Annotated in this window: 15 protein-coding genes; 10 read left to right on the top strand and 5 right to left on the bottom strand. The window is 64.0% G+C overall.

The window, feature by feature from the left end; genetic code table 11:
• Positions 1–10: 10 nt before the first annotated feature.
• Positions 11–1,267, bottom strand: coding sequence for a DEAD/DEAH box helicase (locus ASE26_RS28795; protein ID WP_057247377.1), 1,257 nt, complete (start codon positions 1,265–1,267; stop codon positions 11–13).
• Positions 1,268–1,360: 93 nt separating this feature from the next.
• Between ASE26_RS28795 and ASE26_RS28790 the strand changes: the two genes are divergently transcribed.
• Positions 1,361–2,323 (top strand): dipeptidase, encoded by a 963-nt coding sequence (locus ASE26_RS28790; protein ID WP_055935921.1) that lies wholly within the window; start codon positions 1,361–1,363, stop codon positions 2,321–2,323.
• On the opposite strand, the gene ASE26_RS28785 is transcribed toward ASE26_RS28790, so the two are convergent.
• Together ASE26_RS28785 and ASE26_RS28780 are read right to left on the bottom strand one after the other, a co-directional pair.
• On the bottom strand, positions 2,324–2,713 hold the full coding sequence (locus tag ASE26_RS28785; protein WP_055935919.1) for a VOC family protein: 390 nt from the start codon (positions 2,711–2,713) through the stop codon (positions 2,324–2,326).
• 1 nt (position 2,714) lies between these two features.
• A complete protein-coding gene (locus ASE26_RS28780) occupies positions 2,715–3,122 on the bottom strand; it encodes a hypothetical protein (protein WP_055935908.1) in 408 nt (135 codons plus the stop codon).
• A 31-nt stretch (positions 3,123–3,153) separates the two neighbouring features.
• Between ASE26_RS28780 and ASE26_RS28775 the strand changes: the two genes are divergently transcribed.
• On the top strand, positions 3,154–3,570 hold the full coding sequence (locus tag ASE26_RS28775) for a MerR family transcriptional regulator (protein WP_373922097.1): 417 nt from the start codon (positions 3,154–3,156) through the stop codon (positions 3,568–3,570).
• A 48-nt stretch (positions 3,571–3,618) separates the two neighbouring features.
• Here the strand turns inward: ASE26_RS28775 and yfcF are convergent, their stop codons facing one another.
• Positions 3,619–4,281: a glutathione transferase gene (yfcF, locus tag ASE26_RS28770; protein WP_055935905.1), complete on the bottom strand. Its 663-nt coding sequence runs from the start codon at positions 4,279–4,281 to the stop codon at positions 3,619–3,621.
• A 98-nt stretch (positions 4,282–4,379) separates the two neighbouring features.
• Here yfcF and gcvA point away from each other — a divergent pair, with 98 nt between their 5' ends.
• Positions 4,380–5,321 (top strand): transcriptional regulator GcvA, encoded by a 942-nt coding sequence (gene gcvA / locus ASE26_RS28765; RefSeq protein ID WP_055935902.1) that lies wholly within the window; start codon positions 4,380–4,382, stop codon positions 5,319–5,321.
• Positions 5,285–6,031, top strand: coding sequence for a Mut7-C RNAse domain-containing protein (locus tag ASE26_RS28760; RefSeq protein ID WP_055935900.1), 747 nt, complete (start codon positions 5,285–5,287; stop codon positions 6,029–6,031). Before gcvA ends, ASE26_RS28760 begins: the two co-directional genes overlap by 37 nt.
• On the opposite strand, the gene ASE26_RS28755 is transcribed toward ASE26_RS28760, so the two are convergent.
• Positions 6,028–7,851: a DUF4153 domain-containing protein gene (locus ASE26_RS28755; protein WP_082507533.1), complete on the bottom strand. Its 1,824-nt coding sequence runs from the start codon at positions 7,849–7,851 to the stop codon at positions 6,028–6,030. The genes ASE26_RS28760 and ASE26_RS28755 overlap by 4 nt on opposite strands.
• A gap of 89 nt (positions 7,852–7,940) precedes the next feature.
• Here ASE26_RS28755 and dapC point away from each other — a divergent pair, with 89 nt between their 5' ends.
• From dapC to ASE26_RS28725, 6 genes are all read left to right on the top strand, one after another.
• Positions 7,941–9,158, top strand: a complete 1,218-nt coding sequence (dapC, locus tag ASE26_RS28750) for a succinyldiaminopimelate transaminase (protein ID WP_055935898.1) — start codon at positions 7,941–7,943, stop codon at positions 9,156–9,158.
• Positions 9,155–9,976, top strand: a complete 822-nt coding sequence (gene dapD, locus ASE26_RS28745) for a 2,3,4,5-tetrahydropyridine-2,6-dicarboxylate N-succinyltransferase (RefSeq protein ID WP_055935893.1) — start codon at positions 9,155–9,157, stop codon at positions 9,974–9,976. Before dapC ends, dapD begins: the two co-directional genes overlap by 4 nt.
• A gap of 24 nt (positions 9,977–10,000) precedes the next feature.
• Positions 10,001–11,140, top strand: a complete 1,140-nt coding sequence (locus tag ASE26_RS28740) for a PilT/PilU family type 4a pilus ATPase (protein ID WP_055935890.1) — start codon at positions 10,001–10,003, stop codon at positions 11,138–11,140.
• 184 nt (positions 11,141–11,324) lie between these two features.
• Entirely contained in the window at positions 11,325–12,095 is a 771-nt protein-coding gene (locus tag ASE26_RS28735; protein WP_057247376.1) for a PEP-CTERM sorting domain-containing protein, read from the top strand.
• Positions 12,096–12,137: 42 nt separating this feature from the next.
• A complete protein-coding gene (locus ASE26_RS28730) occupies positions 12,138–13,676 on the top strand; it encodes a helicase HerA-like C-terminal domain-containing protein (protein ID WP_055935884.1) in 1,539 nt (512 codons plus the stop codon).
• Positions 13,676–14,125, top strand: a complete 450-nt coding sequence (locus ASE26_RS28725) for a thioesterase family protein (RefSeq protein WP_200953846.1) — start codon at positions 13,676–13,678, stop codon at positions 14,123–14,125. Before ASE26_RS28730 ends, ASE26_RS28725 begins: the two co-directional genes overlap by 1 nt.
• Positions 14,126–14,134 lie beyond the last annotated feature (9 nt).

Raw genomic sequence — 14,134 nt, 5'->3', positions numbered from 1 at the left:
GCGGCTGTTGTCAGCTGGCGGACTTGGCGGCGGCTTCGCGCAGTTTGTCTTTTTTGCTCTTGCGCTTGCCCTTGATGCCGCCGGTGCCGTCGTCGGCGCCGGGGGGCAGCGGCTTGGCTTCCTCGGTGGGCTCGAAACCGGCCAGGCCTTCGCGCTGCACGCGTACTTCCTGGCGCTTTTCGATCAGGCGGAAGTGCTGTTCGGCGTCGGGGGTGATGAAGCTGACCGCCAGGCCGGAAGCGCCGGCGCGGCCCGTGCGGCCGATGCGGTGGGTGTAGTCGGCCGGGGAGCGCGGCAGGTCGTAGTTGACCACGACCGGCAGTTGCGCGATGTCGATGCCGCGGGCTGCGACGTCGGTTGCAACCAGCACTTTCAGTTTGCCTTCGCGGAAGTCGTTCAGCACCGAGCTGCGGGCGCCCTGGCTGAAGTCGCCGTGGAAGGCTTCCGCTGCCACGCCGCCGCGGCGCAGCTTGTCGGCCACGTGCTCGGAGGCGTATTTGGTGGCGACAAACACCAGCACCTGGCGCCAGCCCTCTTCTTTCAGCAGGATTCGCAGCAGCGAGGTGCGCTGCGACTGGTCGACCTCGATCGCGCGCTGGGTGATGTCGGGTGTGTCGCCCGCTTCGTCCATGGTGGCCACGCGCACCGGCTCGTGCAGCAGCTTGTCGGCCAGTGCCTGCACGGCCGGCGGGAAGGTGGCCGAGAAAAACAGGTTCTGGCGGCGTGCCGGCAGCAAGGCCATGATGCGGGCGATTTCGTCGGCGAAGCCCATGTCCAGCAGCTTGTCCGCTTCGTCCAGCACCAGCACCGAGGTGCTATCGAGCTTGAGGGCATTGTGCTCGACCAGGTCGAGCAGGCGGCCAGGCGTGGCGACCATGATGTCGGTGCCGCCGCGCAGCGCCATCATCTGCGGGTTGATCGAGACGCCGCCGAAGGCCACTGAAACCTTGACAGGCGACGGCAAATGCGAGGCCAGTCCGCGCAGCGTCTCGCCAACCTGGGCCGCCAACTCGCGCGTTGGCGCCAGCACCAGCGCGTACAGCTTGCGCTGGCCGGAACCGGCGCCGCCCGACTCCAGCAGGGCGTGCAGCAGCGGCAGCGCGAAAGCGGCCGTCTTGCCGGAACCGGTTTGCGCCTGTCCCAGCACGTCGGCGCCGCGCAAAGCGGGCGGGATGGCGGCGGTCTGGATGGCGGTGGGCGTGCTGTAGCCGGTCTCGGTGACGGCGTTGAGCAGTGCGGGCGCGAGGCCCAGGCTGGAGAATGTCATGGCGTGCTTGGATTGGATAAGCCGGCAGTATACCTTGCGCCGGGTTTCATGCGACTATACGTTTGCTATCAAACTACCAACATTTACAGAAGAATGATCAATTGGGACGCCCACATCTGCCTGCCGCAGCATCCGCAGGCGGACTTTTCACCCCTCAGCCAGCTCCATTCCGCGGGCGTGAACTATGTGTCGGTCAACGTGGGCGCCGACATGAATCCGGTTTCGCAGGTGATGTCGGTGATTGCCGGCTACCGCGCCACCATTGCCGCCAGTCCCGGGCGCTACCGCCTGGTGTCCGGCGTGGATGAAGTGATCCAGGCCGCGGCGGACGGGGTGCTGGCTATCGGCTTCGACCTGGAAGGCGCAATGCCGTTGATGGAGCAGCCGGAAATGGCCGAAGTGTATGCCCGGCTGGGCGTGCGCCAGATGCTGTTCTCCTACAACCGTAACAACAACGTCGCCGATGGCTGCCATGACACGGCGCGCGGGCTGACGCGCCTGGGCCATCGGGTGCTGCAGGCTGTGAACGAGGCGGGCATCATGGTCGATTGCTCGCACACCGGCCGCCTGTGCAGCCTGGAGATCATGGAAGCTTCCAGCAAGCCGGTGGTGTTCAGTCATGCCAATCCTTTCGCGCTGGTGCCGCATGGGCGCAATGTGACCGATGAACAGATCCAGGCTTGTGCGGCGACGGGCGGCGTGGTGTGCGTGTCCGGCCTGTCCTGGTTCCTCGGCAGCGAGCAGCCGACTGCGGCTGACGTGGCGCGCCATGTGGCGTATGTGGCCGACCTGGTGGGCGTGGCGCACGCCGGCGTCGGGCTGGATATCTGCTTCAGGGAAAAGGACCTGGACGATACGCCGCCCGGCGGCTTCAACCCGGCATGGTGGTGGCCGGAGCCGGCCGGCTATCGCGCCGGCCGTTCGCCTTCGTTCGTGCCGATCTATGCCTGGCGCTCGCTGCCGCTCGAACTGCGCAAGCTGGGCATGGCGCCCAACGAAATCGAACAGGTCCTGGGCCGCAATATGCTGCGCGTGGCGCGCGAGACCTGGCGCTAGCTACATGCCGACGTCGCCGTAAGGCCCGGCCAGCACGACCACATAACCTTCCGGATCGCGCAGCCACAACTCCCTGTGCTGCGCATTGCTGTTCTCTTTCGGTCCTTCCAGCACAGTCGCGCCGGCAGCCGTGGCGCGGTCGACCGCGTCGTCGAAATCGTCGGTCCAGAACCACAGCAGCGCGCCGTTGCCGTAGGGGCGCTGCTCGGGATTGCCGATGTGGGGATGGTGGTGGGCGTCCCAGCGGTGCAGCTGCAGCACCATGCGTCCGTCGTGCAGCAATTGCTCATAGTCGTTGCCGCCATGGCCGCTCTTCAGGCCCAGGGTTTTCTGGTACCAGCGGCTGGCTGCCTCGACGTTGCTGACAGCAATTAAAGGTTGCGCTTGCATATCACCCTCTCCTTTTGCTCAACGGAGGAACAGCATACCACTGGGCGACGCCCCATGCGAACTCGGGGACGATGAACAGCCACACCAGCGGCAGCCCGCCGCCGGCCAATGTCCACGCAAACCAGGTGCTGAACAGGAAGCGCGCGGTGCCGTCGTAGGTGGCGAATTGCGGTTGCGGGTCGCGCAGGCGCAGCCAGGACCAGACCAGCACGATGCTTCCCATCAGGCAGGCAAACAGGAGGTGCATGGCGCCGAAGGCCGGCAGCGGCAGGCCGCCCAGCGCCTGATTCAGCGCGGACAGCTGGCCGTGCGCAAGGGCGAAGGTCCATGGGGTGGCAAAGGGTGCGGTAAGCAGCAGGTCGTAGGCGGCGCTGGCGCGCACCAGCTTGTGGATGTTTTGGGTTTTCATGCTGCGCAGCTTAAACCTTGGAGTACACTCCATGGTCAAGCACTTTTTTGGGAGCAGCAGCATGCAGATCGGCGAACTGGCCGAGGCGACAGGCCTCAGCCGCGATACCTTGCGCTATTACGAGAAGCGTGGCTTGCTGGCCGCGCGCCGCAGCGTCAACGGCTACCGCGACTATCCGGAGGAAGCGGCCGACTGGCTGCGCTATATCCGCCTGGCGCAGGCACTGGGCTTTACCTTGCAGGAGATCGAAGCCGACCTGCCCCTGCTCTTGGCCCCGGCCCGCGACAGCGCAGCCACCGCCGCGGCATTGCGTGAGGCCCTGCAGGGCAAGCTGGCCGATATTGACCGCCGCATCGGCGGCCTGCAGGAACTGCGCGGCGAGCTGGTGCGCCGCCTCGGTGCGCAGATGGAGGAGTGCCCGATGCGCGCCGGCGCGGCCGTTGCATAGAGCCGGCCCGACGCCGCGCCCGCCCCCCCTGACGACTGCCGTGGTCTTTCAGGTGCCCAACGTCTTCGTGTGCTGCAATGGCACCGGGTTGATTTTCTTCAGCCACGCTTGCAAGGAGTCGCGCTGAGACTGGAAGGCCACGTAATCCTTGAGTTTTTGCGGCACCGGGTCGCCGTTCACCACCAGGCGGCTCAGCATGATGGCGAGGTCAGTGTCGGCAATGCACCAGCTACCGAACAGGCAATCGCCGTTGACCACGCGGTCGGCCAGCCGCAGCAGCTTGTCCGCGGCCGCCTGGGCGGCGGGCGAGAGCGGCTGTTCGGGCTGGTCCGCCCGTTTGTAGAACACCGTGTAGGTGCTGCGGTCTTCCCTCAGCGCCAGCAGGTCGCTGCGAATCCAGGCCTGGATCTGGCGAGCAATGGCACGCTTCTCCGTCTGCACCGGGTACAAGCTCGGGTATCTCGGTGCAGGGTACATCTCTTCCAGGTATTCGGTAATGGCACTCGACTCGGTCAGCATGAAGTCGTCGTGCACCAGGCAGGGCACGCGGCCGGTCAGGGCCTTGGCGGTATAGGACGATTCCTTGTTCTGGCCGGCATCCAGGTCGACGGTCTCGATCGCAAACTCCAGGCCTTTTTCGCGCAGGGCAACAAAAGCGGAAATGGCGTAAGGACTGATGAACTGGCTGTCTACATATAGTTTGAAACTCATGGTAATGCTCGGGTTTGGTTAACAGTAAGCGCATGATATTGCTTGCCAATTACTAGCCAAAACGATATATTTTTGACCGCCTTGCTAATACCACTCACATGCGACTTCCCAACCTTTCCGCACTGCGCGCCTTTGAGGCGGCGGTTCGCCACGATAATTTTTCGCGCGCGGCGGCGGAACTGTGCCTGACGCACGGAGCAATCAGCCATCAGGTAAGAACCCTGGAAGAGGAGCTGGGCGTGCAACTGTTCACCCGCAATGGGCGACAGGTCACTGCGACGCCTGAGGCACAACGCTATGCCGCTACCGTGGCGCGCTGCCTGGCGGAGTTGGCGGATGGCGCGGCCGAGTTGCGACCGCAGCAAGGGTTGCAGCGCTTGAGCGTGACATCGATCCCCTCCTTTGCGGCACGCTGGCTGGCGCCCCGGCTGCGGCAATTTATCGAACAACATCCAGAGGTTGAAGTAATCCTGCAAGTCGGCCAGCAGTTACAGGACCTGGCGCAGGAAGGGATCGATATCGGCATCCGTTTCGGACGCGGCAAATATCCCGGGCTGGAAACGGAGCGCCTGAGCGGCGAGGTGCTCTATCCTGTAGCGAGCCCGCGTTACCGTCAGGGCGAATTGCCGCGCTGTCCAAGTGACTTGGAACAGGCCACCCTGCTGCGTTCGGAGGACCCCTGGACACCGTGGTTCCAGGCGGCCGAACTCTGCCTGCCTGAACCCTCCGGCGGTGTCATGTTCGATGACTTATCCATGCAGATTCGTGCCGCCGTCGACGGTGACGGGGTAGCGCTGGTGCGTCATATCGTGGCAATGCAGGAGATTGCCTCGGGACATCTGGTGCGCCTGTTCGACCTCGCCATACCTTGCGCGGACGAATACTATTTGGTGATCCCTCCACACGCCATGCAAAAACCGCAGGTGCGGGCATTCCGTAAATGGCTGAAGGCAGAGATCGCCCGGAACCAGCGACAGCCAGCGCAATCACCTTATACTGACGCATGGTCAGCGCCACCTTCCGCTTCTACGAAGAACTAAACGACTTCCTGCCGCGCGGGCGTCGCAAGGTTGAATTCACGGTGACGTGCGCCCGTGCCGCTACCACCAAGCACATGATCGAGGCGCTCGGCGTGCCGCATACCGAGGTTGAACTGATCCTGGTCAACGGCGAATCATCGGGCTTCGAGCGCATCCTGTGCGATGGCGACCGGGTGGCGGTCTATCCCAAGTTCGAGGCTTTCGACGTGCGACCCCTGTTGCGGGTGCGCGCCGAACCTTTGCGTGTGATGCGTTTCGTGGCCGACGCCCATCTGGGCGGGCTGGCGCGGCTGCTGCGCATGGCGGGCTTCGACACGCTGTATGACAACCGGATTGACGATCCGACCGTGGCCTCGCTGTCGGAGGAGGAAGGGCGCGTTGCCCTCACCCGCGACCGCGACCTGCTGAAGCGGCGCGGGATCACGCATGGCTGCTATGTGCGGGCGTTGAAGCCTGCGGAGCAGTTTGCGGAGATCTTCCGGCGCCTGGACCTGGCAGCCAGCGCGCGGCCGTTTACGCTTTGCCTGGCCTGCAATGCGCCGCTGCGGCAAGTGGCGAAGGCCGATGTGGCGGCGCAATTGCCGCCATCGGTGCGGGCTTCGCAGGAGCAATTCCTGACTTGCGACGTTTGCCGGGGCGTTTTCTGGCGCGGCTCGCACTGGCGCCGGATGACGGCGCTGCTGGCGAGCCAGGGCGTGGCCGGCGGCTAGCGCGGCGCGCAATCAGGCAGCTCGGGTTCCGGCGGTACCAGGACGATGCGCTGGCCGTCCACCTCGATGTCGCGCAAGGGCGTGGGAGAGAGTTTGAACTGGCCGGCCCGCAAGCGTTGCTGCAAGCGCGGGCAACCGGCGAGGGCCGTTGACGGCCGGCCGATGACTTCCCATTTGCCATTTCGCTCCGATAGCAGTGCGGCGCCGTCGCCGCGCTCCTCACCCAGCACCAGCACATCCGGCCGGCCATCGCCATCGCCATCAAGCACGATGGCATCACAGCGCCTGCCCAAACCGCGCATGCAGCTTGGCGGCGTGTACGGTTGCCACGTCCTCATCCAATCCTGCGTAAGGAAGCCAGCCGGCAATTGCGCGCCCTTTGGCCACACGCGGAGGTCAGGCGGCCCGGCGGCTGGAGCAGATGCCCGCGCTGCCGTCCCGCCCTCATAACGCTCGTCCAGTGCATCGGCCGCGCGAATACGTACGGCCGCGGCCTGAGGACCTGCGCCGCGTGCAGCCAGCGCCTGCAATGCCTGCATGCCGTAACGCGCGCCATGGTAACGCAGGAATCCGTAGTCGAACTTGTCGGCAGGCGTGGCGCCGCGCGCCAGGCGCGCCACCTGGTCGGCCACGGAAATGCGGGCCGGATCGGCGACCGGCGTGAACATGGCAAGCGACACCGCCAGCGACAGGAATGCTGCGGCAATATTCACCTGGCGCAGGCCATCCAGCCAGGGACCGCCACGGCGCACCGCGGCAAGCAGGTATCCGCCGGCATAGGACAAGGCCACCAGCAGGCAGGCTGCCGCGATCACCCGGTCCGGCGTCCAGCCGTAATCGGCCACCCGCAAGCCAAGCGCATACACGCCCAGCACCGCCAGCGGCGTCAGCAAGAAGCATGCTACCCGGGCCGCAAGGCGCACGATGCGCGCCAGCCCGCCCGCCGCGTCGCCGGCCTGGAAAGCGGCATTGACCAGCACCACCAGCACCGCGCAACTTGCCAGCAGTACGGCCGTGGCGTGGCGCGTCTGCCACAAGACCTCAAGGCCGGTAAACGGTAACGACGCAAGGAAGCCGCCGACCAGCAGCATGGCGATCGGCAGGATCCACGCCATCAGCACCAGCAACAGGCTGCGGATGCCGCGCACGATGGCAGGCCGCACGTCGGTGGTATGCATGGCACTGGAAAACGCCACGCACACCAGCGGTACCGAGAACCAGGACTTCAACAGCAGCCGTTCGAGGAAATCCAGCTTCAACAGGCCAAACAGTGCCGCGCCCATCCACATCACCAGCCACACGCCAAGCAGGAATAAGCCGGCGAACAATAGCTGGATGGCGAGCTTCCAGGCGCTTTCAAAGCAGGTGGCGTAATGCGCGACCCAGCGCCGGTCGTGTGCACCGGCCATCACCAGGCTGTGGGCGACGAAGAAGAAGCCTATGCAGAACGGGAACACCAGGAAGCTTGGGCGCAGCACGGGCGCGTGGTCGAGGGCATTGCGCCAGGCGTCATGCATGCCAACCATGGCCAGTACTGCGGCAGCGGCCCCCAGCCACAAGGCCAATGGCCGCCGTTCCAGGTGGCCCAGGCTGGAAATCAGCAGCGCCGGCAGCACGATCGCGGCCAGCACCAGCGGCAAATACAGTGCGGCCTGATTCGCGGGCCAGGCGCCAGATTGCTGCGCGCGATATAAAAAATACAATATAGCGCCTTGCATCAGGCCGGCGATCAAGCGTAACTGCCCGACACGCCGGGTCACGGCGGCATCGCGTACAGTTTCCTGCACGAGCAGGTCAGGTTCGGGAGTTGTGGCCTTCATGTATCGATCATAGCCTCTTGTCAATTTTGCAGCAACGCCACAGTTGCCCAGTACGGCTATAATCAATGGTTCAACCAGCCGTACGCGCCATGAATCCACATCTCGACAAGCTGCAGTCCTACCCGTTTGAAAAACTGCGCCAGCTCTTCGCCGGCAGCACGCCCAACCCCGCTTTCAAGCCGATCAGCCTGGGCATGGGCGAGCCGAAGCACCCCACCCCGGCCTTCATCCGCCAGGCACTGATCGATAACCTGGATGGCCTGGCCAACTACCCGGTAACGGCCGGCAGCGAGGCGCTGCGCAATGCCATCGCGTCCTGGCTGGAGCGCCGCTACGGCCTGCCGACGCTGGACCGCGCTACCCAGGTGCTGCCGGTGAACGGTTCGCGCGAGGCACTGTTCTCGTTCGCGCAGACGGTGATCGCGCCCGATACCGGCGCGCTGGTGATGTGCCCTAACCCGTTCTACCAGATCTATGAAGGCGCGGCTTTCCTGGCCGGCGCCGAGCCGTATTTCGTCAATTCCGACCCGGCCCGCAACTTCTCCCCGGATTACGACAGCGTGCCGGAAGCAGTCTGGCAGCGCGTACGCCTGCTGTATCTCTGCTCGCCGGGCAACCCGACCGGCGCCGTGCTGACGCTGACCGACTGGGAGCACCTGTTCGCGCTGTCGGAACGCTATAACTTCATCATCGCCGCCGACGAGTGCTATTCGGAGATCTACCATGGCGACGAGCCGCCGCTGGGCGCCATGCAGGCCGCCAATATTCTGGGCCTGACCAGGGAAGGCGAGCCATATGCCCGCCTGGTGGTGTTTTCCAGCCTGTCCAAGCGTTCGAATGTGCCGGGCATGCGCTCCGGCTTCGTGGCCGGCGATGCGCAAGTGCTGAAGAAATTCCTGCTGTACCGCACCTACCACGGCGGCGCCATGGGCCCGCATGTGCAGGCCGCCTCTGTCGCCGCCTGGGCCGACGAAACCCATGTCGAGGAAAACCGCGCACAATACCGCGCTAAGTTCGCCGCCATCACACCCCTTATCCAGGAGGTGCTGGAGGTGCAAATGCCGGACGCCGGCTTCTATTTGTGGGCCGACGTGACCCGCAGCGGCCTGTCCGACACCGAATTCGCGCGCCGCCTGCACGCCGAGTACAATGTCACCGTGCTGCCGGGTAGTTACCTGGCGCGCGACGCCCACGGCAGCAACCCGGGCCGCAACCGCATCCGCATGGCGCTGGTTGCCGAAACCGGGGAAGGCCTGGAAGCGGCGCGCCGTATCGTCCAATTCTGCCAACAACTGAAGAAATCATGAGCATCCAGCAAATTATTGAAGCCGCGTGGGACAACCGCGCCGAGATCAACCCGTCCAACGCCACTGCCGAAGTGCGCGACGCCGTCAGCCACGTGCTGGCCGGCCTGGACAACGGCTCGCTGCGCGTAGCCCAGAAAGAAAACGGCGCCTGGATCGTCAACCAGTGGGTCAAGAAGGCCGTGCTGCTGTCGTTCCGCCTGGAGAACAACGTGGTCATGCCGTCCGACGGCACCATGCAGTTCTACGACAAGGTTCCTACCAAGTTCGCCAACTACTCGGCCGAAGATTTCGCCAAGGGCGGCTTCCGCGTGGTGCCGCCAGCTGTGGCGCGCCGCGGTTCCTTCATCGGCAAGAACGTGGTGCTGATGCCTTCCTACGTGAACATCGGCGCCTACGTTGACGAAGGCGCGATGGTCGACACCTGGGCCACCGTGGGTTCCTGCGCGCAGATCGGCAAGAACGTGCACCTGTCCGGCGGCGTGGGCATCGGCGGCGTGCTGGAGCCAATGCAGGCCAACCCGACCATCATCGAAGACAACTGCTTCATCGGCGCCCGTTCCGAGATCGTGGAAGGCGTGATTGTGGAAGAAAACTCGGTCATTTCGATGGGCGTGTACATCGGCCAGTCGACCAAGATTTACGACCGCACCACCGGCGAGGTATTCTACGGCCGTGTGCCGGCCGGCTCCGTGGTGGTTTCGGGCTCGTTGCCGTCGGCCGATGGCAAGTACAGCCTGTACTGCGCCGTCATCGTCAAGCGCGTCGATGCGCAAACCCGCGCCAAAACAGGCATTAACGAATTGCTGCGCGGCGTATAACCGTAACAAGGAGATACCCAAAAAATGGCTATGGACCGCCTGTTCCAGCTAATGAAGGAAAAAAACGCCTCGGATATGTTTTTCGCCGTAGGCTCGCCGGTGCATTTGAAGATCAACGGTCTTCTGATCCCGATCAACCAGCAAAAGCTCGAGCCCGAAAACCTGGAGGCCTTGCTGGCTGAGGTCTGCTCGCCCGAGCAGCTGGAAGAACTGGACACGTCCAATGAGCTGAACATGGGTATCTCCGTGGCCAACCTGGGCCGTTTCCGTCTGTCGGCCTTCCGCCAGCGCGGCAGCATTTCCGCCGTGTTCCGTTTCGTCCCTGCGGCCATCCCGCCGCTGGGCGAACTGGGCCTGCCGCCGGTACTGGCCGACATGATCATGGAAAAACGCGGCCTGGTGCTGCTGGTCGGCGCCACCGGTTCCGGCAAGTCGACCACCATCGCGTCCATGCTGGACCACCGCAACGAGCTGCGTTCGGGCCACATCCTGACGCTGGAAGACCCGATCGAGTACCTGTTCCGCAACAAGAAGTCGATCGTCAACCAGCGCGAAATCGGCGCCGATGCCAAAGACTTCTACACCGCGCTGCGCAACTCGATGCGCCAGGCGCCGGACTGCATCCTGATCGGTGAGATCCGCGACCGCGAGACCATGGCGTCGGCAATGGCGTACGCGCAGTCGGGCCACCTGGTGCTGGCCACCCTGCACGCGAACAACTCGTACAACGCGCTGAACCGTATCATTTCCTTCTACCCGATCGAGAACCGCCCGGCCCTGCTGCAGGACTTGTCCTCGACCATCAAGGCAATCGTCTCGCAGCGCCTGATCCGTTCGGCCGGCGGCGGCACCCGCACGCCGGCGGTCGAAATCATGGTCAACACCCGCTACATCTCGGACTTGATCGAGAAGGGCGAGATCGGCCAGATCAAGGAAGCGCTGGAAAAATCCCTGTCGCCGGGCTCGCAGTCCTTCGAACAGGCGCTGTACAAGCTGGTCATGGAAGGCGCCATTACCAAGGATGAGGCGCTGGCCAATGCCGACTCCGCCACCAACTTGCTGTGGCTGCTGAACCATGGCGCGGAAGCGCCACCACCTGTCGAGGAAGAAGAACTGAAATCCCCGACCGACGCCTCCTTCACCGAGTTCACCCTGAACTCCTGAGTTCAGGCAACGCGCGCGGCGGGCATTGTTTGCCCGCCGTGTCGCCAATCTTTACACTCAAACCTGGTCCCAACAAAGCTGCAACCATAAGTAACTGAATTCATGGAATTTAGTTATTCGGGTGCATTTCTTGCGTCACCTCCAAACAGCAATCGACTTTGTCGAGCCCGCTCCGGAGGGGATCATGAATTACTTACTACGCCTGTCCCTGCTGACTTTCTTGCTGTTGAGCGGACCATGGGCCAGGGCCTCGCTGCTGTCGAGTATTTCCTACTTTTCCTGCGGCGCACCGTGCCCTGCCGTGGTCAATTCGACAGCCCAGGACACAACGGCGCTTACTTTCAGCGACCAGTACGGATCGATCCTTGCGCAAGCCGGCTACGGCGTGCTGAAAGCCAGTGTTGACAGCTCATATGCCGCTGCACCGGGCGGCGGCTTCATCAGCATGAGTACTGGCTCGTCCCTGGCCCAGTTCAGCGACACAGTCACTTTGGGAGGACTTAGCGGCCCACAGGAAGTTACTGTTGTCCTGCATTTCGAAGGCACGCTTGGCGGCGCTGGGGAGGAAACGCAGGGAACTTCCGCCAGCATGACGGTTTCCCTGACTGTCGACGGGAATAATATTGCCCTCGTCGCCGACTGGTTCGGTAACCTTCCCGAACCCCTGGCAAGCGCCAGCAGCCCCGGCCTGAGCGCAACGTTCGCACTGGATTATGGCGTTCCGATTTCACTCGCAGCACTGCTGCAGGTCAGCGGTACTTTCGGCGGCTTTGCCCATTTCGGGAATACAGCGACGCTGGAATTCCTGGTCCCTGAAGGCACCACCATCCAGTCCGGCTCGGGAGCTGAATACCTGGCGACTACGGTGTCGATTCCTGAGCCCGCAACGATTGCGCTGCTATTGATTGGCCTGGCCACGCTGTCCGCAACACGAAGTCGATATCGGCAAGCCTGATGGTATGATCGGAATTTCATATCAACAAGAAATTCTGTCCCTATGAGCACCGCCCTGCCGATCGCCAAAACCGACACCCTTTCCCTCGATTTGCTGTCCAGCCTGGTGAACCGCCACGGTTGCATTACCGGCGCCACCGGTACCGGCAAAACGGTCACGCTGCAGCGCATCGCGCAGTCCCTGTCCGATATCGGTGTGCCCGTATTCATGGCCGACATCAAGGGCGACCTGTCCGGCATGGCCAAGCCCGGCGCGGCGAGCGAGAAAATGGCCAAGCGCCTGGAAGCGCTGAAACTGGAAACCCCGCAATGGGCCGCCTGCCCGGTCACCTTCTGGGACGTGTTCGGCGAACAGGGCCACCCGGTGCGCGCCACCGTTTCGGACCTCGGCCCCACCCTGCTGGCGCGCATGCTGAACCTGAACGATACCCAGGAGGGCGTGCTGCAACTGGTGTTCAAGATTGCCGACGACAACGGCATGCTGCTGCTCGACACCAAGGACCTGCGCGCCATGCTGCAGCACGTGGGCGACAATGCCGCCGACTACAAGACCAGCTACGGCAACGTCAGCGCGGCCAGCATCGGCGCCATCCAGCGCGGCCTGCTGGCCATCGAGGAACAAGGCGGCGAGCAGTTCTTCGGCGAGCCGATGCTGAACATCGACGACCTGATTCAAACCGATGCGGCAGGCAAAGGGGTGGTGAACATCCTCTCTGCCGACAAGCTGATGAACGCTCCGCGCATCTACGCGGTATTCCTGCTGTGGATGCTGTCCGAACTGTTCGAAAACCTGCCCGAGGTGGGCGATATCGATAAGCCCAAGCTGGTGTTCTTCTTCGACGAGGCGCACCTGCTGTTTGCGGAAGCGCCGAAAGCCTTGCTGCAAAAGATCGAGCAGGTGGTGCGCCTGATCCGCTCGAAGGGCGTGGGCGTATTCTTCATCACGCAGAACCCTCTCGACATCCCGGAAACCGTGCTGGGGCAGCTGGGCAACCGTGTGCAGCACGCGCTGCGCGCCTATACGCCGCGCGACCAGAAGGCGGTTAAATCGGCCGCGGAGACCTTCCGTCCGAATCCGGCCATCGACGTGGCGCAAGTGATAACCGAACTTGGCGTCGGCGAGGCACTGGTTTCCTTCCTCGACGAGAAAGGCACGCCGCAAATCGTGCAGCGCGCTTTCGTGCTGCCGCCGGCATCGCAGCTCGGCCCCATCACCCCTGCTGAGCGCCAGGCCGCGCGCGACAACTCGGTCGTGGCGGGTGTGTACGAAAAAGCCGTCGATCGCGAATCCGCTTACGAGAAGCTGACCGGCCGCGTGAGCGGCGCCGGCGCCAGCCCTGCGCCAGCCCCGGGCGGCCGTGCCCCGATGGGCCGCGGCACCGCACAGGCGCCGGCCGAAGCGCCGGCAGACAGCGGTGGAGGCTCCATCTTGGGCGACGTGCTGGGCGGCCTGTTCGGCGGCAGCAGCAAGCGCGACACCGCCGTGCAGGCCATGGTCAAATCCGCCGCCCGCAGCATCGGCTCGCAAGTCGGCCGCGAAATCATCCGCGGCGTGCTCGGCTCCATCCTCAAGAAGCGCTGATGGCGCAATCGGCAGTTTGCTGGGATCGGCCGGCGCCCTTCATCGTGCCCGTCACGCCGCGAGCGGGCGATATCGATGGTCTCGGCCACACCAATAATGCGGTCTACGTGCGTTGGTGCGAGGAAGCTGGCTGGGCGCATTCCAACGCACTTGGCCTGACGCTGGCCGATTACAAACGCCTGGATCGCGGCATGGCGATCCGCCGCAGCGAGTTCGATTACATCTTCGCCACGAACGAGGGGGAAGAGCTGCTGCTCGGTACCTGGCTGCTACCTGGCGACAGTTCCCTTTCGATGCAGCGCTGCTTCCAGCTGGTGCGCCGGCGCGACAACACTACCGTGCTGCGCGCTCGCTGGGAGCTGGTATGCATCGAGCTATCCAGCGGCCGCCCCAAGCGTCGCCCGCCCGAGTTCAGCGAAATATACGTTCCGGCCTTCAGCGCGACCTGAAGCCGCCGC

This window comes from Duganella sp. Root198D2, from assembly GCF_001428585.1.
Classification (GTDB): Bacteria; Pseudomonadota; Gammaproteobacteria; order Burkholderiales; family Burkholderiaceae_D; genus Rugamonas.
The sequence above is the reverse complement of the archived record's forward strand: the minus strand, read 5'-3'. Positions and strand labels throughout refer to the sequence as shown.

What these genes read in the sequence shown, in the direction of transcription:
- ASE26_RS28795 (WP_057247377.1), bottom strand. Translation starts at nt 1,267, where the DNA reads ATGACATTCTCCAGCCTGGGCCTCGCGCCCGCACTGCTCAACGCCGTC.
- ASE26_RS28790 (WP_055935921.1), top strand. Translation starts at nt 1,361, where the DNA reads ATGATCAATTGGGACGCCCACATCTGCCTGCCGCAGCATCCGCAGGCG.
- ASE26_RS28785 (WP_055935919.1), bottom strand. Translation starts at nt 2,713, where the DNA reads ATGCAAGCGCAACCTTTAATTGCTGTCAGCAACGTCGAGGCAGCCAGC.
- ASE26_RS28780 (WP_055935908.1), bottom strand. Translation starts at nt 3,122, where the DNA reads ATGAAAACCCAAAACATCCACAAGCTGGTGCGCGCCAGCGCCGCCTAC.
- ASE26_RS28775 (WP_373922097.1), top strand. Translation starts at nt 3,154, where the DNA reads ATGGTCAAGCACTTTTTTGGGAGCAGCAGCATGCAGATCGGCGAACTG.
- yfcF (WP_055935905.1), bottom strand. Translation starts at nt 4,281, where the DNA reads ATGAGTTTCAAACTATATGTAGACAGCCAGTTCATCAGTCCTTACGCC.
- gcvA (WP_055935902.1), top strand. Translation starts at nt 4,380, where the DNA reads ATGCGACTTCCCAACCTTTCCGCACTGCGCGCCTTTGAGGCGGCGGTT.
- ASE26_RS28760 (WP_055935900.1), top strand. Translation starts at nt 5,285, where the DNA reads ATGGTCAGCGCCACCTTCCGCTTCTACGAAGAACTAAACGACTTCCTG.
- ASE26_RS28755 (WP_082507533.1), bottom strand. Translation starts at nt 7,851, where the DNA reads ATGAAGGCCACAACTCCCGAACCTGACCTGCTCGTGCAGGAAACTGTA.
- dapC (WP_055935898.1), top strand. Translation starts at nt 7,941, where the DNA reads ATGAATCCACATCTCGACAAGCTGCAGTCCTACCCGTTTGAAAAACTG.
- dapD (WP_055935893.1), top strand. Translation starts at nt 9,155, where the DNA reads ATGAGCATCCAGCAAATTATTGAAGCCGCGTGGGACAACCGCGCCGAG.
- ASE26_RS28740 (WP_055935890.1), top strand. Translation starts at nt 10,001, where the DNA reads ATGGCTATGGACCGCCTGTTCCAGCTAATGAAGGAAAAAAACGCCTCG.
- ASE26_RS28735 (WP_057247376.1), top strand. Translation starts at nt 11,325, where the DNA reads ATGAATTACTTACTACGCCTGTCCCTGCTGACTTTCTTGCTGTTGAGC.
- ASE26_RS28730 (WP_055935884.1), top strand. Translation starts at nt 12,138, where the DNA reads ATGAGCACCGCCCTGCCGATCGCCAAAACCGACACCCTTTCCCTCGAT.
- ASE26_RS28725 (WP_200953846.1), top strand. Translation starts at nt 13,676, where the DNA reads ATGGCGCAATCGGCAGTTTGCTGGGATCGGCCGGCGCCCTTCATCGTG.